Source organism: Marinomonas aquiplantarum (assembly GCF_003314975.1).
GTDB classification, from domain to species: Bacteria; Pseudomonadota; Gammaproteobacteria; order Pseudomonadales; family Marinomonadaceae; genus Marinomonas; species Marinomonas aquiplantarum.
This window is the reverse complement of record NZ_QNRF01000007.1, coordinates 100871-125814: the sequence shown is the minus strand read 5'-3', so window position 1 is coordinate 125814 and position 24944 is coordinate 100871. Positions and strand designations below refer to the sequence as shown.

Sequence of the window (24944 nt, the reverse complement as noted above, 5' to 3'; positions counted from 1 at the left end):
AATAACTATGCGCCTTGATCATTTGAAACAAAAATATAACCCACACCTCGAACCGTTTTAATACGAGGATCACCATTTTCTAAATTGCCTATTTTTTTACGCAAATTACTAATATGCATATCCAAACTACGGTCATACATAGTCAATTTTCGACCCAAGGCTTTTTCAGACAACTCTTGTTTCGTTAACACTTGCCCTGGCGCCATTAACATACATTCTAATAAGGTATATTCAGAGGTGGTTAATTCAACCAATTCACCTTCTAAATACACAGTACGATCTTTACGACGCAATAAAACACCCGCTAGCTCAATATCAGCGGTAGGATCATCTTCTCTTTCTTGACTAGCGCGACGTAAAATAGCCTTAATACGCGCCAACAATTCACGAGGATTAAATGGCTTAGACAGGTAATCATCCGCACCCATTTCTAATCCCAAAATCCGATCGATATCATCACCTTTGGCAGTCAACATAATGACAGGGACTGAGCTTTTGTTGCGAATTTGTTTAAGGGTCTCAAAGCCGTCCAGTTCAGGCATCATGACATCAAGAATCACAATATCCGGCATATCATTCGCCATTAATTCCAGTGCTTCACGACCATTCCAAGCATGCACTACTTCATAACCTTCGCCGTCAAAATATTCCTTTATCAAATCTGATAAGCGCGCATCATCATCCGCAAGCAATAACTTCATCATAACTAATATCCTCTTCCTCTATTCTTTATTATGTCGGCGTTTTTATGCCATCAATTCAATTGTAAAGATTACCTTAGAGGGAGTCCCACTCGCGCCCCTCTTTTCACTCTATTTACAAAGAATACTAATAAGTTGAACGAACCTATTTAGAGAAACAAAAAAGCCGCAAAACTGCGGCTTTCTTTACAAAACAATCAAGTCAAAAATAGAATAACTTACTGTTTGAATGGGTCACGTAATACAATTGTTTCATTACGATCAGGACCCGTTGAAATAATATCAACCGGCACACCCACTTGCTCTTCAAGATAACGAATATAGTCTTGAGCATTCTTTGGCAGCGCTTCAAAGTTTTCAGCACCAACGGTAGACTCGCTCCAGCCTGGCAATTCAACATAAGTCGGCTGAGCTTGCTCGTAACCTTCGCTGTCAACCAAAGAGCCAGCAACAGGGTTACCATCCGCATCAGTATAACCAACACATACTTTAACGGTGTCAAAACCATCAAGAACATCTAGTTTTGTCAAACAGATACCTGATACAGAGTTAATTTGCACCGCATGACGCAAAGCCACCGCATCAAACCAACCACAACGACGAGAACGGCCTGTTGTTGCACCAAACTCATGCCCACGCTCACCTAGACGCTGACCATTCTCACAGAATAGCTCTGTTGGGAAAGGACCAGAACCAACACGAGTCGTGTACGCTTTGGTAATACCCAAAACATAATCAAGATACAAAGGACCGAAGCCTGTACCTGCTGGCGCACCACCGGCAGTGGTATTAGAAGAGGTAACGTATGGGTAAGTACCGTGATCTACATCCAACAAAGACCCCTGTGCACCTTCGAACATAATGTTCGCACCTGCTTTACGCAGATCATGCAAAAGAGTAATCGTATCCGCTACCATTGGGCGCAAGAATTCAGCCATCTCCAAGCCTTCAGCGTACACCTCATCGTAAGAAATGGCCTCAACATTGTGATATTGAGTCAACACAAAGTTGTAGTACTCCAACACTTCTTTCAGCTTCGCTGCGAAACGCTCTGCATCCAATAAATCACCAACACGAATCGCACGGCGAGCCACTTTGTCTTCATAAGCTGGCCCAATACCGCGACCCGTTGTACCAATTTTTTTCTCACCTTTCGCTTGCTCACGAGCCTGATCAAGCGCAATGTGGTAAGGCAAAATCAAAGGACAAGCTGCACTGATCTTTAAACGATCAACGGCAGGTACACCTTGCTCCTGAAGCTCTAACACTTCTTTTTTCAAAGCCGCTGGCGACAACACCACACCATTACCAATGATGCACTGAACGCCATCACGCAAAATACCAGAAGGAATCAAATGCAGGACGGTCTTCTTGCCATCGATCACCAAAGTGTGACCAGCATTGTGACCACCTTGAAAACGAACAACAGCCGCGACGTCTTCGGTTAGTAAGTCAACAACCTTACCCTTACCTTCATCACCCCATTGAGTGCCCAGAATAACAACGTTTTTACCCATAGTTTCAGGTCTCATTTAGATAGTTCTTAAAGAAAAGTCTTGCGTTAACGTGGCAGCAATTGCCATGCGCCATCCACCAAATCCAGCTTATAATCTGCTTCGCTCGCCGCCACATCATCAAGGGATTCAATCACCCGATAACCTTCAGCACGCAATGCATTGACCTTTTGCCAAAGTTCAACACTTTGACTCACTGGTGACACGACTGTTTTTGACTTAGCAACCTCAACTTCAGTAAGACTTACCAAAGCCTTCACATCGGTACTAAACCCTGTCGCAGGACGCGAACGACCAAACACTTGACCAATATTGTTATAACGACCGCCGCGAGCGATCGCATTGCCGTGACCTGGCACATAAGCCGCAAACACTACACCAGTGTGGTAGCTGTATGACATCAAATCACTTAAATCAAAATGCAAGCCAACCGCTGGGAAACGCTGTGCAATCGCCGCGGCCATTTCTTTCAACAAGGCAATGGCTTCTTTTACCGGCGTAGAAATTGGCGCCAACAATGTGTCCGCTTGCTCTAGCACTTCCTGACCACCACAGAGACGTGGTAATTCAGTCAACCAAACTGACTGCTCTTCGCTTAGCCCTAAGGTTTCAACATAGCGCTCAAGCTCAGGCAGATCTTTTGATCGGTATAAATCGGCTAATTTACTTTCTTGCTCAGCACTTAACTGGCAAGCCGATACAACACCGTTCACAATATCTATATGACCAAGATCCAACACCACATTTGACAATCCAGCGACGGACAGAGTCTGCAACATCAAAGACAAGACCTCGATATCACTTTCAACGCCACCGTGACCATACACTTCAGCACCTAATTGAATTGGGCAACGTGTACCATCCAAACCTGATGGCACAGTACGCAATACACTGCCGCAATAACTCAAACGCTGCACACCTTCTTCTTTAAGGCAATGCGCATCGATACGAGCAACCTGCGATGTAAAGTCAGCGCGCACCCCCATCAAACGACCAGATAACTGATCAATTACTTTGAAGGTTTCAATTTCTAGGTCTGAGCCAGCACCCGTCAAAAGGGAGTCCAGATACTCTAAAAGAGGAGGTATTACTAATTGATATCCCCAACTTTGATGGAGATTAAGCAGAGTTCTTCTAAGGTGTTCTATTTTAGCAGCCTGCTCAGGCAAAGCTTCGTCTACTCCCTCTGGGAGTAACCAGCGATCTGCTAATGTCATTAAATTATCCTCTTAGCTTCGTGTCAGCAAAAGAAGTACTACTCCAAGAAACATACTAACCGCCCCCAGAATACGTAGATTAAAATCCGAGCTTGCGACAGCCCTTGCCATGATTTCTCTCCAAAAATGTGGAGCGAGAAACGGCAAAATCCCCTCAGCGATCAATAAAAGGCTGACGCCAACCAGTAGCGACTGCAACAATTCCTGCATAGATTCTCTTTGTTCCAACCATTAAAAAACCGGGCCTGACCCGGTTTTTGTAATAGTACCATGTTTCCTATTTTAACAAATAGGCTTGTCGTACGATTATTCGCGATTATCTATTTTGAACCATCGCCTGCAGAGCTATTCAAATATTTGAAAAACTCGCTATCAGGCTCAAGAACAAACAGATTACCATTACCCTGAAAGCTTTCACGGTAGGCTTGCAAGCTACGATAGAACTCATAGAACTCTGGATCTTGCTTGTAAACTTTCGAATAAATAGCCGCTGCTTTTGCGTCACCATCACCACGGATCATCTCCGCATCACGTTGAGCTTCAGCTTCTAAAACGACTTTTTGACGATCCGCATCCGCACGAATACCTTCTGCTAGCTCTAGACCTTTCGATCTGTGCTCACGAGCCTCACGCTCACGCTCAGTACGCATACGCTGATAAACCGACTCACTCACATCTGGCGGAAGGTCAATTCGCTTCACACGGATATCAATAATGGAAATACCCAATTCGTTTTGCGCAACCTGATTAAGGTCATCACGCAACTCCGTCATCAGCAAATCACGCTCACCAGACACCACTTCGTGCATGGTTCGCTCACCAAACTTGTTACGCAAGCCTGTGTCTACTCGCGATGATAAGACACGATTCGCAACAAACTCGTCACCAGAAGTGGCCTGATAGAACTTAGCAACGGAATCAATCTTCCATTTTACGTAAGAATCTACCACAACGGCTTTCTGCTCTAGAGTCAAATAACGCTGTGGGCGTGAATCCATTGTTAGGATACGCGCATCAAACTTCTTCACTTCGTTCATGATCGGCAGTTTGAAATGCAAACCTGGCTGCACATCGTCTTCAACGATCTCACCAAAACGCAAAACAACGGCGCGCTCAGTCTCTTTCACGACATATAACGTCTGAGACCCCACCAAAACGACAAGAAGAAGTACAAATAAAACGACAAAAGAAAAGCCTTTCATTAATTTCTACCCTCTCTGCGAACGGTGACACCTTGGCGCTTACGCAACTCGTTTAACACCTGATCAGTTAGACTGCTAATATCAGACGACCCCAAGTTTGAAGAACCACTGGCTGACGCTGCTGACTGCTTCATCAATTGATCAAGCGGCAAGTACATCATGTTATTCCCACCTTCGGTATCAACAACAACCTTGTTAACGTCTTTATAAACAGACTCAACTGTTTCGATGTACAAACGACGACGAGTCACTTCAGGTGCTTTAGTATATTCGCGATACAAACGATCAAAACGATCAGCCTGACCACTCGCACGAGCAACAATTTCAGAACGATAAGCTTCCGCTTCCTCACGAATACGCTGAGCACGACCACGCGCTTCTGGAATCACACCATTAGCGTAAGATTCGGCTTCGTTTTTCACTCGCAACTCATCTTCTTTTGCCTTAATAACGTCATCAAAAGCCTCTTGCACCTGAGTTGGCGCTTGAGTGTTCTCAACGTTTACTTTAGAAATAAGCAGGCCTGTGCCATACAAATCACTGTAAGACTGAATACGTGTTTTCACTTCATCAGCCAACAACTCACGCCCCTCTGTTAGGATTTGCCCCATTTCTGAGCTACCCACAACATGGCGAAGTGCACTTTCTGTCATTTGAGCCAAAGACTCTTCTGGATTGCGCACATTGATCAAGAAGTCTTTCGGATTCTGTACTGAGTACTGAACCGACACACCAACCTCAACAATCGCATCATCTACAGTCAACATAAGCGCTTTGTGATCATGTGAACGTACTTTTGTCACATTGACTTTGCTAACGGAATCAATCATTGGTGGATTCCAATGCAAACCCGGCATCACAGTCGAATGATATTCACCCAAACGCAACACCACGCCTCGCTCCTGCTGGTCAACCTGATAAACACCAGTTGCCGCCCAAAGCGCGAACAAAGCCAAAAACACAATAGCAATCAAACCGCCACTGAATTTGCCAGACAAACCAGGACCGCCACCATTTGAGCCGCCGCCTTTACGAGATTTTCTAACCCCAAGCATGTCCATCAATTTATTAAAGGCTTCGTCAAGATCAGGTGGTCCTTGATCTTTTCCGCCAGATGGACGACCCCAAGGATCGTTATTCTTCTCTTTATCGCGACCTTCATCTGGGCGACCAGCACCATTATTACGGTTTTTATCTGGATTCCATGGGTCGTTGTCGTTATTACCCGGTTCATTCCAGGCCATACTACATCTCCACTTTATTTTAATGATAATTCCAGTGACCTATGCTGCTACAATCTGATCTTCAGACATACCAACACGAGCTAAAATCTGTAAATAATCTTTCTTAGGCAGTTTTACATCCAACACAAAATGGCCATTTTCATCAAAACGCTCTGACGTAACCGCTCCATGCTCAAACAACATAGCGCGTAGGCGTCCATAATGACTCGGCAAATTCAATGTTTCAGTAAACACATCCACTGCCAACAACTCTGCAATGGCTTGCTTTAGTAATTCTAAACCATCGCCATCACGAGCAGACAACCAAACTCGTCTTGGGTTCCCTTGCTCATCTCTATCTATACGTGGCTCAGCCGTAGGAAGTGCATCAATTTTATTAAAAACCAACAAACTTGGCACTTCGTCCGCACCAATTTCTTCCAACACAGCATCCACATGATGCATATTATCATCACGTGAAATGTCAGCAGCATCAACCACATGCAACAACAAATCCGCTTCCGCCGACTCTTTTAGAGTCGCCTGAAACGCTTTAATCAATCTATGTGGCAATTGGCGAATAAAGCCAACCGTATCTGCCAAAACAATCGAACCAATCTGCTCAATGTCTAGGCGTCTCAAGGTCGGATCCAGTGTCGCAAACAATTGGTCCGCCGCATACACCTCAGAGCCAGTAATACGGTTAAACAATGTCGACTTACCCGCATTTGTGTAGCCCACTAAAGACACAGTAGGGACAGCAGAACGTGCACGAGAACGACGACTTTGGTCTCGTTGCGTGCCGACTTTTTCAAGGCGTTTCTGAATGGATTTAATGCGTACACGAAGCAAGCGACGGTCCGTTTCCAACTGGGTTTCACCAGGGCCACGCATACCGATGCCGCCTTTTTGGCGTTCTAAGTGAGTCCAACCTCGAATCAGACGGGTGGACATATGTTGTAACTGAGCCAGCTCAACTTGCAGCTTACCCTCATGAGTACGAGCACGTTGGGCAAAAATATCCAGTATCAAACCAGTACGGTCAAGCACTCGACATTTCAAAACACTTTCTAAGTTACGCTCTTGAGATGGCGATAAGGCATGATCAAACAACACCACTTGGGCTTCTTCGTGATCAACAATATCTTTAATTTCATCTAATTTCCCGCTACCAACAAAATACTTGGCATCAGGACGCTGACGGGACCCTGTAACAACAGCAACAGGGTCTGCACCAGCCGACATAGCAAGCTCAACAAACTCTTCTGGTCCATAGCTTTCGCTTTGATCGTTAAAATCAATGTGGACCACAACAGCAATTTCACCACTATCAGGGCGTTCAAAAAACAATCTTATATTCCTCTGTTTGTCTTGTCAGACAAACTATTCAGCGGCATCTTCCGGCTGATCAGGAGACGGCATGCGGATAGTACGAGAAGGCACAACAGTCGAAATGGCATGTTTGTATACCATTTGGCTAACTGTGTTTTTCAAAAGAATCACAAACTGATCAAATGACTCAATCTGGCCTTGAAGTTTAATTCCATTCACAAGAAAGATAGAAACAGGTACTCTTTCTTTGCGTAGAACATTTAAGTAAGGGTCTTGTAATGATTGCCCTTTTGACATCGGAATCTCCTTAAAAAAGCGAAAACTAATAAATTAAATATTGAAAAAACAATACCGTAGATACTACACCAAATTTTTTATTATTTCCCCTATATAATCCTGCTTTCTATGTAATTCAAGGCCTCAGAGGTAAGTTCTTTCGATAAACTGTCAAAAATCATCAAATCTTCCCAGCCTCGCAACCAAGTCAGCTGTCGTTTCGCCAATTGACGCGAAGCAACGACTCCTTTAAAGATAGCATCTTCTAACAAATCGTCACCTTCTAAATACTGCCACAGTTGACGATAACCAACACAACGCATAGAAGGCATATCAATGGTAAGGTCCCCACGACGATACAAGGCTTCTACTTCTGCCAAAAAGCCCTGTTCCATCATTTGGTGAAAGCGCAACTCAATACGCTCATGCAATACGCTACGCTCTTTCGGCATCACCGCCATATTGATCATATCAAATGGCAAGGCCACTTTTTCTTGCTCGGCCCACCACTGGGTCATGGTTTTACCGGTTAACCGATAGACCTCTAACGCACGCTGCAGTCGTTGCGGATCATTTGGGTGAATACGTTCAGCAGCCTCTGGGTCTATAGCTGCCAACTCTGCGTGCAATGCGGCCCAGCCATTTTGCTCCGCCTCTAATTCAATCTGCTGTCGCAACTCTGCGTCTGCTTTTGGCATATCCGCCAAACCTTTTTGCAGAGCATTGAAATACATCATGGTGCCGCCGACCAATAATGGCGTCTTGCCTTTCGACAAAATGTCTTCAACATGCGCCACAGCGTCAACAACAAAATCTGCTGCGGAGTAAGACTCATTCGGGTCAATAATATCAATTAAACGATGAGGCGCTCTGGCCAGCAATTCTGCATCCGGCTTTGCTGTACCAATATCCATCCCTTTGTATACCAGAGCAGAATCTACGCTGATAATCTCAAAATTATGCTGCTCTGCCAGCTCAACAGCCAAGCCAGTTTTACCCGAGGCAGTTGGCCCCATCAAACACACCACTTGCGGTTTAGCCATTTTAGCGACCTCGTAAAAAGAGTTTGTCTAAGTCAGACATACTCAAGTATGCCCAAGTCGGCCGTCCATGGTTACATTGCCCACTGCGCTCCGTCACTTCCATATCGCGCAACAAGCTGTTCATTTCTTCAATTGTGAGCTTACGATTGGCACGTACTGCACCATGACACGCCATAGATGCCATCAATTCGTTGGCACGTGACTCCAATAAATCCGACACACCATTGGTGGACAAATCACTAATAACATCTCGCACTAGATTTTCAACATCACCACGAATGAGGATAATAGGCACTTCTCGCACCATGACACTTTCCAAACCAGTTCGCTCAACCTTAAACCCAAATGCTTCAAACACCTGACCGTTTTCTTCAACTAAGTCAGCCTCGCTTTGTGAAACCGAGATATTGATCGGCACCAACAAAGGTTGAGTGGATATGTTCTTTTCATAAAATGCATTTTTCATACGCTCATAAACGATCCGCTCATGAGCCGCATGCATATCTACAACGATCAGCCCTTGCTCACTCTCCGAGAGAATATACACACCGTGTATCTGTGCTACGGCATACCCTAACGGTGGTACTTTTTGATAATCGTTTTCTGCCACATGATGAAAAGGCGAAGGCGATTGAGCCATTGCCACCGTTTTAATTTCACCTGTATCAGGGTCAATTTCTTCAGTGAGTTGAGCACCAGACTGAGCAAGCTCTCCCGCGTAACCTGAAAGCCTCTGCATCCCTTCTAACTGGCTACGAATGGAATCACCACTTGGATTTTGCGAATTTACTTGAGAGCCGCCTTGGTAACCCGTTTGACGCATCCAATCCATACTGGAAGCGGCGGGGCGATTAGCTAATGGCAATGCAGACTGCTCTGATATTGCAGCAATAGAGGCAGAACCGTCCTGACTGTCCGCCACACCAGTTGGAGCAGAATCCGATTCTGGTCGAACATCCGCTATGGCTTTGTGGATACGACTGAATAAGAAGTCGTGAACCAAACGCCCATCACGAAAACGCACTTCATGCTTCGTCGGGTGCACGTTCACATCCACTGTAGACGGGTCTAATTCAAGATATAAAACAAAGGTCGGGTGACGACCATTGTACAAAACATCACGATAGGCTTGACGTACAGCGTGCGCCACCAACTTATCTTTAACCACTCGACCATTCACAAAGAAATACTGTAGATCAGCCTGAGAACGTGAAAAGGTCGGTAAACCTATCCATCCCCAAAGGCGCAGACCCGCCGCCTCTACATCCAGCGTTAAGGAATTCTCAATGAACTTTTTACCTAACAAAGTCGCTAGACGATGCTCAGCATGCAGCTGATCCGTCACAGGACGTAAGTCATAGACTTGCTTGCCGTTATGACTCAGACGAAAACCTGTCTCATAACGACTTAACGCCAAGCGCTTGACCACTTCTTCAAGATGTGAAAATTCCGTCTTCTCGGTGCGCAAGAACTTGCGCCGCGCAGGCGTATTAAAAAACAAATCACGTACATCAATTGTGGTGCCTTGCGGATGCGACGCTGGACGAATTGCTGCCGCCATGTCTTTGCCTTCTGCTTCTACGCGCCAAGCTTCGTTCTCGTTTTCCGCCTGAGAGGTGAGATGCATTCTCGATACTGAGCTAATACTGGCCAGCGCCTCACCACGAAAACCTAAAGTATTCACCGCCTCAAGATCATCAAGTGTGACAATTTTACTGGTGGCATGACGACTTAGAGCAAGGGACAAATCGTCTTTTACGATACCGACGCCATTATCGCGAATCTTAATTCGCCTCACGCCACCCTGCTCTACATCAATGTCCAATTGGGAAGCGCCAGCATCCAAACTATTTTCCAGCAACTCTTTTACCACAGAGGCTGGGCGCTCAACCACTTCACCTGCAGCGATTTGGTTAGCAAGACGTGGCGATAAAAGATTGATTCTTTTCATTAACGACCTTATTTATTTTGGCCCATTGATAGTGGGCACCTGATCTGATTACCCGGCCGGAATAACGAGCTTTTGACCCACCCAGATAACATCATTTTTTAGCTTATTGGCTTTTCTCAAAACCGCCAAAGAGACCTGATTTCGACGCGCAATTTGTGACAGAGTATCGCCTTTACTCACTGTGTATACATAGTCAGAATGTTTTTTCTGTTTCCATGCGACTAAAGTGCCTTCCGGCGCATTTTTCGTGAAATACTCAATCACGCCTCTGGAAATAGACGCCGCTAACTTCACTCGATACGTTCGACTAGAAAGGTTTTTCGCTTCCGTTTTGTTTGAAACAAATCCGGTCTCGATAAGAATAGAAGGTATATCTGGCGATTTAAGCACCACAAAGCCAGCCTGCTGAACGGAGTTTTTGTGTAATTTAGCCACCCCTTTCATTTGGCCAAGCACGCTTTCACCAATATTCAGGCTCATCTGAATGGTCGAATTCATTGACATATCGAGCAAGACTTCAGCCAATAGCTGATCTTTGTCGTCTAATGAGATACCGCCCACCAAATCGGCTGAATTTTCTTGTTGCGCCAACCAGCGACCCATTTCCGAGCTTTTGCCGCTTAACGACAAAGCCCACACCGACGCCCCACGCGCACTGGCTTTAGTGAAGGCATCCGCGTGCACAGAAATCATCAAATCTGCGTTTGCTTCTCGAGCGACTCGAGAACGATCACGCAACTTGAGATAAACATCCGTGGAGCGAGTCAATACCGCTTTGAAACCGTCTACCGCATTGATTCGTTTCGCCAATTCTTTCGCGATCGACAGCACAATGTCTTTCTCACGCACTTTATATTGCCCTAACGCGCCCGGGTCTTTACCGCCATGGCCTGGATCAATAGCAATCACAATGTCGCGCTTTTCTTGGGAAATATTGGCTAGACTTTTCACAATGGTGGCGGGTTTTTTCTTTCCGTATTCGAGCTCGACCAAGATTCTTGGACCATAGGTGTCATTGGCAGATAAAACCGTACTTTTGGCGCGTGCCGCTTGCGCCAAATCCAATACAAAACGAACTCCCGTGTTACGTTTAGCATAACGCACTCGCATCAATACATCAGACGATAAAGCCTTCAAGCCATTAACCACTGAGTTGCTCAAACTAGCATCACTAATATCAACCACAATGCGATCAGGGTTAGATAAGGGAAAAATACGATGTTCAGATTTACTGGATAGCTCAAATACCAAACGAGTTACCCCTTCTTGTTGGGCAACACGAATATCGCGCACTTCAGCCGCAGACACTTCCATCGCTACAATGGACGTCATCCAGACCAAAATGATACTTAAAAAAGTTTGAAATTTAGTTTGCATATCAGACAGCTAGCTATATATAAGAGACACACTATAACGGCTGAACCAGTGGATCTCAATCTTACTGATCGTAAAGAATTTGATAGGTTAATCGACAACCAAGTTTCGTAACTTCGTCATTGCGATCAACCCTTTATCCGTTGTCGCTTCAAGCACCGCATGACGACCTTGACGAATCAACTCCAAACGCACAATTAAATCCGCTTGCGGCAGAATTCCTTGCCCCATTTCCGCCCATTCAATCAGACATAAACTCTGCTCTGTAAAATAGTCTCGAATCCCCATAAACTCCAACTCTTCAGCATCACCAACTCGATATAAATCAAAGTGATAGACCTCTAGATCTGCCAATTCGTAAGGCTCAACAATGGTATAAGTCGGGCTTTTTACTGGCCCTTCGTGGCCCATGCCACGTAACATACCTCGAACCAAGGTGGTTTTACCCATTCCAAGATCACCTTCTAGGTAAACCACACCGCCACTTCGCAGCGCGACCGATAACGCCGCACCGAAGGCTTCCATGTCCGCCTCTCCGTAAATATCTTTTGCTATTTGCATTCGCTCTTAAACCTTCTTCGTCCAATCACACTGGGACCATACTGAAACTCAGACAATTCTAATACACAAAGCTTTTGAAACAAGCTCTGATACCGCATAATCAATCACTTATCACCGATAAGTTTGTTTTAAGGCATTTCATGGATTGGCTACTCATTACATTGATCGCAATCGCAGTTTTCATCACCGGCATTTCAAAAGGAGGATTTTCAGGCGCTTTCGGTATCATTGCCGTGCCGTTAATCTCATTACAGACCTCGCCAGTTTATGCCGCCGCCATCATGCTACCCATCTTATGTTTAATGGACATTTTTACCGTGCAAAAGTTTTGGCGAAAATGGAATAAACAAGAGCTAATCAACTGCATCCCTGCTGCCATCGCAGGAGTCATAATCGGCGGTTTAACCGCATCATGGTTTTCGGCGGATTGGCTCAAAATCATGGTTGGCGTTATTGCTGTTGGCTTTACGCTTAATTCTTGGCCTCGAAAACACCGCACCAAGCAACCTAAACCACTGAGCGCAATAGCTGGCCGATTATGGTGCACATTAGGTGGCTTCACTAGTTTTATTGCCCACGCGGGCGGCCCGCCGATGAGCGTGTATTTACTCAGAGCCAATTTAGACAAAACACAATATGTTGCCACGGCAGCGGTTATTTTTACTGCCATCAATTACGTCAAGCTGATTCCCTATGGCATGTTAGGCCAACTTAATCTCTCTAATATACTGTTATCACTGTGCTTCGCACCATTAGCCTATGTCGGCGTACAACTTGGCGCTTGGCTGCATTATCGCATTTCAACCGAACTCTTCTTTAAATGCATGTACAGTTTTCTGTTTATCACAGGTTTAAAATTGATCTGGGATGGCGGCATGGCATTGCTATAATCTTACGACATAAAAAAACGAGCCTATGCTCGCTTTTTTATGTCTGCAATTCACTTTCTATCACACTGCATCAAGCATCTAAACCAAACATGGTCTTACGATAATGCTTGAGTTCACCAATGGACTCCATAATATCGTCCAAGGCCAAGTGCGCACCGGATTTTGTAAACCCCTCTAATGCTTCTGGCTTCCAACGACGAGCCAATTCTTTAATGGTACTCACATCCAGATAACGATAATGGAAATACGCTTCTAACTTAGGCATATAACGGTAAAGAAAACGACGATCTTGCCCCACACTGTTGCCGCAGATCGGTGACACACCAGCCGGTACATATTGCTCAAGAAAGGCAATGGTTTGTGCTTCGGCAGTCGCCATATCAATGTCAGATGCCAGCACCTTAGCGGTTAAACCGGATGCGCCATGATGCTGAGTACACCATTCATCCATACCATCCATTACAGATTTGTCTTGATGAATGACCAAATTAGGGCCTTTGGCCAACACATTTAAATCTTTGTCTGTGACCACAGTCGCAATTTCAATAATGGTATCTTGCTCTGGTTCCAACCCTGTCATTTCAAGGTCAATCCAGATTAAATTGTCTTTATTCAAACTCATACTCACTCAAATCCTTTATTATCATTGCCAAGCATTATACTCTATGCGCCTTACTATAGGATCAGAAAAGACGAATGTCGAAGCGAAAACTCACCAAACAGCAAACTTGGCGCATTGAAAAGATTCAACAAGAGCGCATTGAAAGAACCAAAAAACGCAGCAACAAAGCAGAAGAGTTGCTGCAATCCTCTGACCTTGGCCCAGAAACCCAAGGCATCGTGATCTCCCATTTTGGCACCCAAGTGGAAGTGGAAGGCACTCAACCACCTTTTGTCGGTGTCTCTACTCGTTGCAACTTAAGAGCCAATCTAGGGCAACTAGTGACTGGGGATAAGGTTATTTGGCGCCCCAAACAACAAGCCGGTGGTGTAGTGGTTGCGACAACGGATAGACAAACGTCCCTATCACGACCAGACATGCACGGCCGCCTAAAACCAGTTGCTGCAAACATAGACCATATTGTTATTGTGATTGCCGCAGAACCTGTCGCCCATGCCAATCTAATCGATCGCTATTTAGTCGCCGCTGAAACCGTTGGCATACCGCCGGTGATTTTGCTTAATAAGTGCGACCTAATCAATGACAGTAACCGAGAGCAACTCAATGCCTTGCTAGAGACCTATGAGCAGCTCGATTATCGAATCATTCGTACCTCCACCAAAGACCAAGCCGGAATGGAATCTCTTTTCCAATTCCTTGGCGACAAAACCAGTGTATTTGTTGGCCAATCAGGGGTCGGTAAATCGTCATTAATTGGCACCCTATTACCTGGCATTGAGATCAGCGTGGGTGAGCTGTCGCAGAAACGCAAAAAAGGCACTCACACTACAACCACAGCACGATTATTCCATATGCCAAAAGGGGGCGACTTAATCGACTCTCCCGGCATCCGAGAGTTTGGCCTGTGGCACATTAGTGAAGACGAACTGTTGAATGGCTTCATTGAGTTTCGCCCACACATTGGTTATTGCCGCTTCCGCGACTGCGCCCATGAAAAGGAACCTGGCTGCGCCATTTTAGAAGCCTTAGAGAAAGGTGAAATTTCCGAGCACAGATTCCAAAGCTACTTACGCATTAAACAATCCATCAGAGAAAACCAAGCCTTTTAAATCAAAAAATGCGAGCCAATTGGCTCGCATTTTAATCGCACAGATATCACTCTATTCCACAAAATATGGACTACTTTATCTAAAAAACCATTTCTGGTGTAAGCTTCAGATCCGATTGCTTTGCCGGGTTACCAAAGTTACGACGATTCTGGTTTAGCAATTTACGATAGGCCTCATCTGTCATTAAGGTAATGCTTATACGTCTATTTTCTGGACCAGCTGGATTTAAGCGGTTGTATGGTACCGTACCACCTAACCCCGTTACTTGAGCAAACCGAGCATCACTAACGCCCCCTTCCTCTAAAATCTGACGCGCCGCATTCGCCCGCATGGCCGATAAATCCCAATTATTCAATCGAGCAGAGCCAGTGTATTTAGAAGAATCTGTATGGCCACTGATGACAATGGGATTTTTCACCCGATTAAACAGTGACGACATTGTTAGCAACGTATTCTCAATGTCTGGCACCATGCGCGCACTACCACGCTCAAACATTGGCTTATCTGGTGTATCCAACAAGGTAATACGGACACCGATAGGAGTAATTTCAAGCCGTAAGTTTTTCTGTTTGGATAAGACGATGTTGTTTTTTTCTAACTCCTCTTTTACCAAATCATTTAAGCTTTGTGATACCGAGGACTCATCACCGTTGCCCAACCCCGTTTCATGGCTCGGCACATCGGTACTGCCTGGCTCAGGCAATTGCAAATCCAACTTTCTCTCAATACTCATGGCAGGACTTCCGCCCAAATCAATAGGATTAGCGCTAAAACCTGCCGTACCAGCGCCCATAGGGTCCTGAAAATACCCTTGAATGGTTTCCCTTTCTTCTGGGGATGCCACACTAATAATCCATAACACCAAAAAGAACGCCATCATTGCCAGCGCGAAATCCGCTAGAGCAATTTTCCATGCACCACCATGATGACCACCTTTTTTGACTTTTTTGACTCGTCGAATAACTAAGCTATTTGAACCTAAGGCCATCTCACTCTCTCCTGATACCAAACGTTCAAATTAGCGATACTGCTGTAATTCAATGGATAATTCAGCAAAACTTGGGCGCATATCCGGCGGTAATAATTTGCGCCCCGTTTCAACCGCAACTGGCGGCGCATAGCCAGATACCACTGAGTTCAAACAGGCCTTGATACACAAATACGCTTTTAATTCATGACCACCAAGCGTCTCAAGATGCGCTGATGCAGGACCAACAAAACCATAAGCAAAGAAAATCCCTAAAAACGTCCCCACCAAAGCCGCTGCGACATGATAGCCTATCTCCTCCATCGGACCACCAATCGACCCCATGGTAATCACAATCCCCAGCACTGCCGCAACAATACCAAAACCAGGCAGACCTTCGGCGACACGATTCAAAGCATGCCCTGGCTCGACTAACTCTTCTTGGATTTGCTCTATCTCATTGTCCATGATGGCTTCAATTTCGTAAGCAGGCAGCCCCGTCAAAGTGAAGATACGGTAATTGTCGGTAAGAAAATTGACGACCTCGTGATCACGCACAACATCTGGGAAGCGATTAAACAAATCGCTGGTGAAAGGAGACTCAATGTCCTCCTCAATAGACAAAAAGCCCTCTTGACGGCTCTTCTGAAACAAACAAAACATTAACCCCAATAACTGAGAGTAAAAGCGCTTGTTGTGTCGGCTTCCGGTAACCACTTGCGGCAGCATAGTAAAGACTTTCTTCTGAACAACAAAAGGGTTCGCTATCATAAAAGCCCCTAATGCAGCACCACAAATAATGATAATTTCAAAAGGCTGCCATAACGCCAATAACTGTCCATGTGCGGCCACGTATCCAGTTACAACACTGACGATAACGACCAGCAGGCCTGCTAATGCAAACATATTTTTACTTCCTTAATACTGACAAAGTATGCTCTTACATAAATATACAGTATGATTAATCAGATACGAAATATAAGAGCATGATGCATACTTATAAACAACCGAGTCAGCAAAGTCACCTTTTATGAGCAGCAAATCTCCATCGGGCCTAAACGAATGGCTAAGTTTCCTTAAGACAAAAAAATTCCCCGTGCGAGCGGGCAACTTGGCGCGTCTTAAAACTCAAATAAAACGCACGGAAGACACTCTGGAGAACATGCAAAAAAACATTGCCAGCGACCCACTTCTCGCGTTTGCTATTTTAAATGAAGCGAATCGAATCGTGGTGAACAAGCACAATGAAATAAACACCCCCTTTCATGCCGCCGCAATGGTTGGCATGAATGGCATTCATAATTTATTTAAACGCTTCGCTCCTTACGAAACTCGCAATAGACAGCTACCAGACAACCTAACCGCGTTTCTAGCCGAGATTCAAACCAGCTACGAAGCCGCCACGATGGCAAGACACTGGTCGATCGAAAACCTCACCAGCCACGAAGATGATATTTTCTGGATCACCCTGTTTCGCGATGCCGCCAAATGGCTACTTTGGTATTACGCCTATCCTGTTATGCAAGAAGTGCAGAATCGAATTTTACAGGGTGAAAAAGCCAGCCAGGTTGAAATGGCGGTACTAGGATGCCGTATTGATGAATTAACCGTACACCTATGCACTTTCTGGGGAACACCAAACAAGGTCATTGAATCCTTTTTAACCAAGCACATTCCGAATGCCAATGAATTACAGTCACTCGCCCACTTGGCACATCACCCAGATGAATTGCCAGGCTTCACCGAAGATAAGCGCCTAACCATCCTAATGAACAACCCGCTGATTTTTTCATACTGCGCATCGAAAGTAGCAGAGGAAGCAAGTAACAGAGGTTGGGACTCAAAAAATCTCGCGTTTTTTTACCGAGTGGTAGCAACCGTAATGCATCGTCGCATTGGTGATATCATCAAAACAGCGCACTTTGCATCAACAGAAGCCGCAAAGTTATACAACCATCGAGGCAAGCGCCCGATGGCCTTACAATTACTTGATCCAGATCTGTACACCAAGAACAGCGCCTCTGTTAAAAAGAAAGTCATTGTATCGCCGCTAGCCCAATTAAAGAAAAACTTAACAAGAAGTGAACATCAGGGCTGTAAAAACCAAGCCAACTTGGCCTTGAAAACCATTAAGCAAACCATCCCAAATGCCCAACACGCCATTATCTTCAGACACAACTCGACAGGATTTCAGCCACTTTTTCAATCTGGCTACAAACTGGACATATTGAAGAAAATTCGTTGGAATGCCGACTCAAAAGTATTTGGCAAACTGGCCAAACAAAAATCTGCAAGCCACTTATTCGGTGATAAGCTTGGTACCTTACTTTTAGATTTACCCGACACCTCGGATCAAATCATCGACGAACAAAGCCATCTTATTCTAGCGTCAGCGGTCGTCAACCAACAGGAAATGATGCTATTTTGGCTTGAAACTCGGACCGAATTTGACGAAAAAGATTTTAAGACACTGAAACAAATCGTGTCCCTTATTAATAACGCCTAAACTCAAACATCAGGACGAACACTGTGACTAAAGACCAACTGTTTGCCTTCGCGCAACACATCACACCTCAAAAAACGCTTTCACGAGCCATTGGCCGAATCGCGGAATGTGAGAATAACTGGGTAAAAAATACCTTTATCAGTCAGTTTGTAAAAAAATATCAAGTTGACATGTCTGAAGCCGTCAATAGTGACCCGCTTTCTTACCGCAACTTCAACGATTTCTTTACTCGTGCTATTCGACCTGAATTACGCCCAATTGCCGAGGGTGATGACAGTTTAGCTTGCCCTGCGGATGGCGCGATCAGTCAGTTAGGTAAAATTGAACACGGCACCATTTTCCAAGCCAAAGGCCACCACTACAGCCTAACAACCTTGCTTGGTGGCGATGCCTCTTTGTCAGATCAATTTCTTGGCGGCTCATTCGCCACTGTGTACTTGTCTCCAAAAGACTACCACCGCGTTCACATGCCATTAACGGGCAAGTTAACCAAAATGATCCATGTACCTGGCAAGCTTTTCTCGGTCAACAAAGTCACCGCAGAGCAAATCCCCAATGTCTTTGCTCGTAATGAACGTACCGTTTGCCTGTTTGAAACAGAAGCAGGCCCAATGGCTGTCATCCTAGTTGGCGCTATGATAGTCGCTAGCATTGAAACCGTTTGGGCAGGCCAGGTCACACCTTTCAATAAAAATGTCGTTACTTGGGATTATGCCAAACTTAATGACATAGAATTGAAAAAAGGCGAGGAAATGGGTCGCTTCAAGCTGGGCTCAACCGCCATAGTTCTGTTCGGCAAAGACGCCGTTAACTGGGAAGAAAGCCTGCAGGCAGAAAGCCCAACGCAAATGGGCATGCCATTTGGCAAAATAAACAAGCATTAAAAAGACATGCAAACGACCTGACACAAAAAAGCCTGCAATTGCAGGCTTTTTTAGTTAAGAATGAAGCACAACCACTAAGGCAGCTCGTCTTCCAACTCTTCTTTTGGCGTTGGCACCAAATCTTCTCTTGTGACATTCAATGCTAGCAATAAGTTTGCCGCCACAAAGATAGACGAATAAGTACCAATCACAATCCCCACAAGCAAAGCCATGGAGAAATTATGAATAGCCTCACCACCGAACAAGAATAACACCACCAACACAAACAAAGTCGTTAAAGAGGTGATCAAAGTACGGCCCAATGTTTGATTGATGGATTCATTAATCAAATCATAAGGTTCCGTTTCTCGCATAATACGGAAGTTTTCACGAATACGGTCACACACGACAATAGTATCATTCAAGGAATAACCCACCACCGCCAGTAAGGCCGCCAACACCGTCAAATCAAATTCCACATCGAAAAGCGAAAAGAAACCGAGTGTGATAATGACATCGTGCGCCAAAGCCGCAACAGACGCTAAAGAGAATTTAAATTGGAAGCGCACCGCAACATAGAGCATCACGATCAATAGCGCCAACAACATTCCTAAGCCGCCTTGCTCACGTAACTCTTCTCCCACTTGCGCACCAACAAACTCTGAACGCTGCAAAGTCACCGATACTTCACCGTTATTGCGCAAGCTATCAAGCACTTCGTCACCCAAAGTCGGCGTATAAGCATTTGCCATACGCACCACGACATCCGTCGGTGACCCAAAGTTCTGAACGACAATGTCGTCATAACCATTGTCGGCCAATAACTGACGCACATCATCCAGCTGAGGCGCTTGATCGTAAGCTACCTCAACCAAAGTACCACCGGTAAAATCTAAACCAAACTGTAGACCTTTTACGGCCAACGACCCTAAGGAGATGAGAATAAGGGCAACGGAAAAACACGCCACAACCTTACGCATCGCCATAAACGGAATAGTTGTCACTTTCATGGCTCTCTCCTTAAATATACAATTTCTTGTTTTTACGACCGCCGTAAACAAGATTTACTTGTGAACGCGTTACCACAATGGCCGTAAACATAGAGGTCAAAATACCCAACGACAGGGTGACTGCAAACCCTTTTACAGGGCCAGTACCGACAGCAAACAAGATCACTGCCACCAACAAGGTGGTAATGTTGGCGTCAAAAATCGTCGTAAATGCACGATTAAAGCCGGAATGAATCGCTTGCTGACTGGGCACTCCATTGGCTAACTCTTCCTTTATCCTGGAAAAAATCAACACATTGGCATCCACCGCCATCCCCATTGTCAACACAATACCGGCAATACCAGGCAAGGTTAACGTGGCCGACATCAAGGACATACACGCCATTAGCAATACAATATTCAGCGCCAAGGAAACATTGGCAAAAATACCAAACACCTTGTAATACACCAACATGAAAAGCATCACGACCAATAGACCAATCTGCGCAGAAGTCACACCCAACTGAATGTTCTCCGCACCCAAGCTTGGCCCTATAGTACGCTCCTCAACAAAGTAAATTGGCGCAGCTAGAGCACCGGCACGTAATAACAAAGCCAATTCAGAAGACTCACGAGGACTGTCTAACCCCGTAATACGGAAAGAGTTACCCAAAGTGGTTTGAATGGTCGCCAAGGAAATAATACCCTTCTCACTGTAACTGCGACGCACTTCTTCCATCTTGCCGTCTTTCTCAACAAAGCGACTACGGGATTTGTGTTCGATGAACACCACCGCCATATTACGACCCACAGCGGAGCGAGTCACTTTAGTCATCTGCTTACCACCCTTGGAATCAAGGCTGATATTCACCTGAGGCTGGCCATTTTCATCGAACGACGAGCTTGCATCCGCTACGCTGTCACCCGTAATGATGATGTCGCGCTCTAAACGCGCTGTACGACCACTACCATCACGGAAAGATAAGGTTTCAACATCCGCGCCTTGGTCATCCAAACCCGCTTCCAAATGGAACTCTAGGTTGGCTGTGGCACCAATAATACGTTTTGCTGCCGCGGTATCTTGAACACCCGGCAACTCAACCACAATACGATTGCTACCCTGACGTTGAACCAAAGGTTCTGCCACACCAAGCTCATTCACACGATTACGCAAGGTTGTTAAGTTCTGCTGCAATGCATAAGACTCGATTTCTTTGGTTTCCGCTTCAGTAAAGCTCACATCCAAAAAGTAATCTGTGTCTTCTTGACGAGTGCTGTAACGGTACTCAGCAAACTCACCTTTCAATAGATCTTCAGCCAAAGCTAGGTCTGATTCTTTTAAGAAGCGAATCGACAACACGCCATCCGCAATGCTGACACTACGATAACGCACTCGGTCTTTACGCAGAGCCGCTTTCATTTCACTGCTGCTAACTTCTAAGCGCTGTTTTAGCGCCGCAGGTGTATCCACCTCTAGCAAAAAATGCACACCACCACGTAAGTCCAAGCCCAACTTAGCTGGCCCTGCACCTAAAGAAGCCAGCCATTCTGGCGTGGTTGGCACTAGGTTCAACGCCGTCACATAGTCTTCCCCAAGGGCCGCCGCTACGACAGGTTTAGCAGCCAATTGGTCCTCGCCATTATTGAAACGCAAGGTACCGCCAGCAGAGGTTAGCTCTGCTTCTTTCAATTCTATATTTGCTTTACTGAGTGCCAGCTCTGCTTTTTGCAAAGTTTGCTGATCAACCACGGAAGTCGCTTTTTGAGTAGAGAGTTGTAACGCTGGATCATCCGGATAAAGGTTTGGGAAGGCATAGAGTAGCCCCAAAGCCAAAACAAGAAGAATTAGCAAATACTTCCACAAGGGGTACTTGTTAAGCATGAAAAATCCTTTACACCTAAAAATTTGAGTGGACTAGAAAGAAGAAAAGCGCCTTAGATTCTCTCTTTAGGCGCTTTTCCAGCAACATTAAATCGACTTTAATGTTCCTTTAGGCAACACAGCAGCAACAGAAGACTTTTGAAATTTCATTTCAACACCTTCCGATACTTCTAGAGCGACATAAGCATCGTCTACTTTTGTTACCTTACCTAGGACACCACCGCCAGTTACGACTTCAGTTCCTTTCTCTAGTGCAGCAATCAAGTTTTTATGCTCTTTCGCACGTTTTGCTTGAGGGCGCCACATTAAGAAATAGAAAATAACGACAAAGCCAGCAAGTAGGACTAGGTTAAAAATACCTGCGTCCGCTGGTGCGCCACCTTCAGCGTAAGCTGGTGAGATCAATGCGATCATGGTTTTAGCTCTCCAATGGTTTATGAAACTCTTACAATTCCCTGAAAAGAGAAAATTGTCATATTTTGTTTATTATTCACTCAAAGCAGGCGTTTCTAGGCCGCGCTTTGCATAAAACTCATCAACAAAGGCGTCAAATCTACCTTCATCGAGCGCCTTTCGCAATCCCGCCATGAGTGTTTGGTAATAACGAAGGTTATGGATGGTATTTAATTGTGCACCCACCATTTCCTGACACTTATCCAAATGATGTAGATAAGCCCGAGAAAAGTTTTTACAAGTGTAACAGTCACATTCTTTATCAAGTGGGTCAATATCATGGCGATATTGAGCGTTACGAATGCGCACTACACCTTCAGACGTAAACAAATGACCGTTACGAGCATTACGAGTTGGCATTACACAGTCAAACATGTCAACGCCGCGACGAACCCCTTCCACTAAGTCTTCTGGTTTGCCTACGCCCATCAAATAACGCGGTTTATTTTCTGGCATTTTCGGTGTGATGTAATCCAACACCTTGATCATTTCTTCTTTTGGCTCACCCACGGACAAACCGCCAATGGCATAACCGTCAAAACCAATCTCTTCTAAGCCTTCTAGAGACTCATCACGCAAGTTTTCGTACATGCTACCTTGGATGATACCAAACAGAGCAGACGGACTGTCACCGTGCTCCTCTTTAGAACGCTTCGCCCAACGCAGACTCATGCGCATCGATTTTGCCGCCACATCAGCAGTCGCAGGATAAGGCGTACATTCATCAAAAATCATCACAATGTCTGAGCCAAGATCGCGCTGAACCTGCATGGAAATCTCAGGACTCAAAAAAACTTTAGAGCCATTAATGGGTGAACGAAAGCTCACCCCTTCTTCTGTGATTTTGCGCATTTCCCCCAAAGAAAACACCTGAAAACCACCCGAATCGGTCAAAATAGGTTTCTTCCATTGCGTGAAGTCATGCAGATCCCCATGCGCTTTTACCACCTCGGTTCCTGGGCGTAACCAAAGATGGAAAGTGTTCCCCAAGATAATATCAGCACCGATTTCCTCGATGTCCTTGGTTAACATACCCTTCACTGTGCCATACGTACCGACTGGCATAAAAGCAGGTGTCTCCACCTTACCTCGTGGAAAAGTCAAAGTCGCGCGACGCGCTTTACCTGAACTGGTATGCAGCTCAAAATCCATAAAACATTCTGGACGTTTCTCAGACATACGTCTTATTCCTCACTTTGCGGGCCTTTCGCCTGCGCATTTCGTGTAATAAACATGGCATCACCATAACTGAAAAATCGATACTTCTGCTCCACCGCCACGCGATAAGCAGACATTACTTGCTGATAGCCTGCAAAGGCACTGATCAACATAATCAAGGTTGATTCAGGCAAATGAAAATTGGTCACCAAAGCATCAACGGTTTTAAATTCGTAACCGGGGTAAATAAAAATACTGGTATCACCTTGCATTGGCGCAATCTCACCCGATTGACTGGCGGACTCCAAACTGCGTACGCTCGTCGTACCAACAGCAATCACTCGACCACCACGCGCTTTAGTTGCTTGCACCTGCTGAACAACCTGCTCATCTACTTCAACATACTCCGCGTGCATAATGTGGTCTTCTACATTATCCACCTTCATTGGCTGAAAGGTTCCCGCACCAACGTGCAAGGTAACAAAAGCCACCTCAACGCCCTTGTCCTTTAATTTAGCCAACAAAGCATCATCAAAATGCAAGCCTGCTGTTGGCGCGGCAACGGCTCCGGGCTTTTCGTTATAAACCGTTTGATAACGTTCTTGGTCACTGTCTTCATCAGGACGTTCGATATAAGGCGGCAATGGCATGTGGCCGACACGAGTTAAGATATCCAAGACCGGCTCTTGAAATGCCAAATGGAATAACGCACCTGAGCGGCCCAACATAGTCGCTTCGATCTGCTCTCCCTTATCTTGTCCCAAAAATATCTTAGTGCCTTCTTTTGGTGACTTACTGGCACGAACATGCGCCAATACTTCGTGACTCGAAGTTACTCGCTCTACTAAGATTTCAACTTTACCACCTGACTCTTTCTGTCCAAACACTCGGGCAGGAATGACTCGGGTATTATTAAATACCATCAAATCGCCAGCTTGAACCAAGTCCAACACATCTGGAAATTGACGATGAACAACCTCACCACTTGGCCCATCAAGATGCAAAAGACGGCTTGCAGTTCTATCCGGCGTAGGGTAATTCGCAATGAGAGAATCGGGTAAATCAAAGTGATAATCGGAAACGAGCATGAAATGAAAGCTACCTAGAAAAA

The 24944-nt window shown here is 45.3% G+C and carries 24 protein-coding genes; 4 read left to right on the top strand and 20 right to left on the bottom strand.

The window, feature by feature from the left end:
- Nucleotides 1-5 precede the first annotated feature (5 nt).
- From DFP76_RS13515 to tsaE, 12 genes are all read right to left on the bottom strand, one after another.
- Complete coding sequence (locus DFP76_RS13515; protein ID WP_063331389.1) at nt 6-704, bottom strand: response regulator transcription factor; 699 nt, start codon at nt 702-704, stop codon at nt 6-8.
- A 215-nt stretch (nt 705-919) separates the two neighbouring features.
- Nucleotides 920-2218, bottom strand: coding sequence for an adenylosuccinate synthase (locus DFP76_RS13510; RefSeq protein WP_113875170.1), 1299 nt, complete (start codon nt 2216-2218; stop codon nt 920-922).
- Nucleotides 2219-2262: 44 nt separating this feature from the next.
- Nucleotides 2263-3432: an ATP phosphoribosyltransferase regulatory subunit gene (locus DFP76_RS13505; RefSeq protein WP_113875169.1), complete on the bottom strand. Its 1170-nt coding sequence runs from the start codon at nt 3430-3432 to the stop codon at nt 2263-2265.
- Between the two features lie 12 nt (nt 3433-3444).
- The gene (locus tag DFP76_RS13500; RefSeq protein ID WP_063331392.1) at nt 3445-3642 is read right to left on the bottom strand and encodes a DUF2065 domain-containing protein; all 198 of its coding nucleotides are present in this window, start codon (nt 3640-3642) and stop codon (nt 3445-3447) included.
- Between the two features lie 110 nt (nt 3643-3752).
- Nucleotides 3753-4634: a protease modulator HflC gene (hflC, locus tag DFP76_RS13495; protein ID WP_113875168.1), complete on the bottom strand. Its 882-nt coding sequence runs from the start codon at nt 4632-4634 to the stop codon at nt 3753-3755.
- A complete protein-coding gene (gene hflK, locus DFP76_RS13490; protein ID WP_113875167.1) occupies nt 4634-5878 on the bottom strand; it encodes an FtsH protease activity modulator HflK in 1245 nt (414 codons plus the stop codon). The genes hflC and hflK overlap by 1 nt, the downstream gene beginning before the upstream one ends.
- 39 nt (nt 5879-5917) lie before the next feature.
- Nucleotides 5918-7207, bottom strand: coding sequence for a ribosome rescue GTPase HflX (gene hflX / locus DFP76_RS13485; RefSeq protein WP_113875166.1), 1290 nt, complete (start codon nt 7205-7207; stop codon nt 5918-5920).
- A gap of 33 nt (nt 7208-7240) precedes the next feature.
- Nucleotides 7241-7486, bottom strand: a complete 246-nt coding sequence (hfq, locus tag DFP76_RS13480; protein ID WP_013795956.1) for an RNA chaperone Hfq — start codon at nt 7484-7486, stop codon at nt 7241-7243.
- 89 nt (nt 7487-7575) lie between these two features.
- A complete protein-coding gene (miaA, locus tag DFP76_RS13475; protein ID WP_113875165.1) occupies nt 7576-8508 on the bottom strand; it encodes a tRNA (adenosine(37)-N6)-dimethylallyltransferase MiaA in 933 nt (310 codons plus the stop codon).
- Nucleotide 8509: 1 nt separating this feature from the next.
- Nucleotides 8510-10459 (bottom strand): DNA mismatch repair endonuclease MutL, encoded by a 1950-nt coding sequence (mutL, locus tag DFP76_RS13470; protein WP_113875164.1) that lies wholly within the window; start codon nt 10457-10459, stop codon nt 8510-8512.
- A 48-nt stretch (nt 10460-10507) separates the two neighbouring features.
- Nucleotides 10508-11836 (bottom strand): N-acetylmuramoyl-L-alanine amidase, encoded by a 1329-nt coding sequence (locus DFP76_RS13465; protein ID WP_113875163.1) that lies wholly within the window; start codon nt 11834-11836, stop codon nt 10508-10510.
- Between the two features lie 87 nt (nt 11837-11923).
- On the bottom strand, nt 11924-12394 hold the full coding sequence (gene tsaE / locus DFP76_RS13460) for a tRNA (adenosine(37)-N6)-threonylcarbamoyltransferase complex ATPase subunit type 1 TsaE (protein WP_113875162.1): 471 nt from the start codon (nt 12392-12394) through the stop codon (nt 11924-11926).
- 140 nt (nt 12395-12534) lie between these two features.
- Between tsaE and DFP76_RS13455 the strand changes: the two genes are divergently transcribed.
- Nucleotides 12535-13284, top strand: coding sequence for a sulfite exporter TauE/SafE family protein (locus tag DFP76_RS13455; protein ID WP_113875161.1), 750 nt, complete (start codon nt 12535-12537; stop codon nt 13282-13284).
- 70 nt (nt 13285-13354) lie between these two features.
- Here DFP76_RS13455 and orn read toward each other — a convergent pair whose 3' ends face one another.
- A complete protein-coding gene (orn, locus tag DFP76_RS13450; protein ID WP_113875160.1) occupies nt 13355-13906 on the bottom strand; it encodes an oligoribonuclease in 552 nt (183 codons plus the stop codon).
- Between the two features lie 74 nt (nt 13907-13980).
- Between orn and rsgA the strand changes: the two genes are divergently transcribed.
- The gene (rsgA, locus tag DFP76_RS13445; RefSeq protein ID WP_113875159.1) at nt 13981-15015 is read left to right on the top strand and encodes a small ribosomal subunit biogenesis GTPase RsgA; all 1035 of its coding nucleotides are present in this window, start codon (nt 13981-13983) and stop codon (nt 15013-15015) included.
- Nucleotides 15016-15094: 79 nt separating this feature from the next.
- Here rsgA and DFP76_RS13440 read toward each other — a convergent pair whose 3' ends face one another.
- The gene (locus DFP76_RS13440; RefSeq protein ID WP_113875158.1) at nt 15095-16003 is read right to left on the bottom strand and encodes a flagellar motor protein MotB; all 909 of its coding nucleotides are present in this window, start codon (nt 16001-16003) and stop codon (nt 15095-15097) included.
- A 30-nt stretch (nt 16004-16033) separates the two neighbouring features.
- Nucleotides 16034-16888, bottom strand: coding sequence for a flagellar motor stator protein MotA (gene motA, locus DFP76_RS13435; protein WP_113875157.1), 855 nt, complete (start codon nt 16886-16888; stop codon nt 16034-16036).
- Nucleotides 16889-17012: 124 nt separating this feature from the next.
- Between motA and DFP76_RS13430 the strand changes: the two genes are divergently transcribed.
- Nucleotides 17013-18488, top strand: coding sequence for an HDOD domain-containing protein (locus tag DFP76_RS13430; protein WP_113875156.1), 1476 nt, complete (start codon nt 17013-17015; stop codon nt 18486-18488).
- Between the two features lie 23 nt (nt 18489-18511).
- Nucleotides 18512-19372 (top strand): archaetidylserine decarboxylase, encoded by an 861-nt coding sequence (asd, locus tag DFP76_RS13425; RefSeq protein WP_113875155.1) that lies wholly within the window; start codon nt 18512-18514, stop codon nt 19370-19372.
- Nucleotides 19373-19446: 74 nt separating this feature from the next.
- Here the strand turns inward: asd and secF are convergent, their stop codons facing one another.
- The 5 genes from secF to queA form a co-directional block, all read right to left on the bottom strand.
- Nucleotides 19447-20361: a protein translocase subunit SecF gene (secF, locus tag DFP76_RS13420; RefSeq protein ID WP_113875154.1), complete on the bottom strand. Its 915-nt coding sequence runs from the start codon at nt 20359-20361 to the stop codon at nt 19447-19449.
- A 10-nt stretch (nt 20362-20371) separates the two neighbouring features.
- Entirely contained in the window at nt 20372-22222 is a 1851-nt protein-coding gene (gene secD / locus DFP76_RS13415; RefSeq protein WP_113875153.1) for a protein translocase subunit SecD, read from the bottom strand.
- A gap of 87 nt (nt 22223-22309) precedes the next feature.
- Complete coding sequence (gene yajC / locus DFP76_RS13410) at nt 22310-22636, bottom strand: preprotein translocase subunit YajC (protein WP_013795942.1); 327 nt, start codon at nt 22634-22636, stop codon at nt 22310-22312.
- 72 nt (nt 22637-22708) lie between these two features.
- Nucleotides 22709-23827: a tRNA guanosine(34) transglycosylase Tgt gene (gene tgt / locus DFP76_RS13405; protein ID WP_220151001.1), complete on the bottom strand. Its 1119-nt coding sequence runs from the start codon at nt 23825-23827 to the stop codon at nt 22709-22711.
- Nucleotides 23828-23859: 32 nt separating this feature from the next.
- Nucleotides 23860-24921 carry a tRNA preQ1(34) S-adenosylmethionine ribosyltransferase-isomerase QueA gene (gene queA / locus DFP76_RS13400; RefSeq protein WP_113875151.1) on the bottom strand — a complete coding sequence of 354 codons (1062 nt, stop codon included), beginning with the start codon at nt 24919-24921 and terminating at the stop codon, nt 23860-23862.
- Nucleotides 24922-24944: the final 23 nt, after the last annotated feature.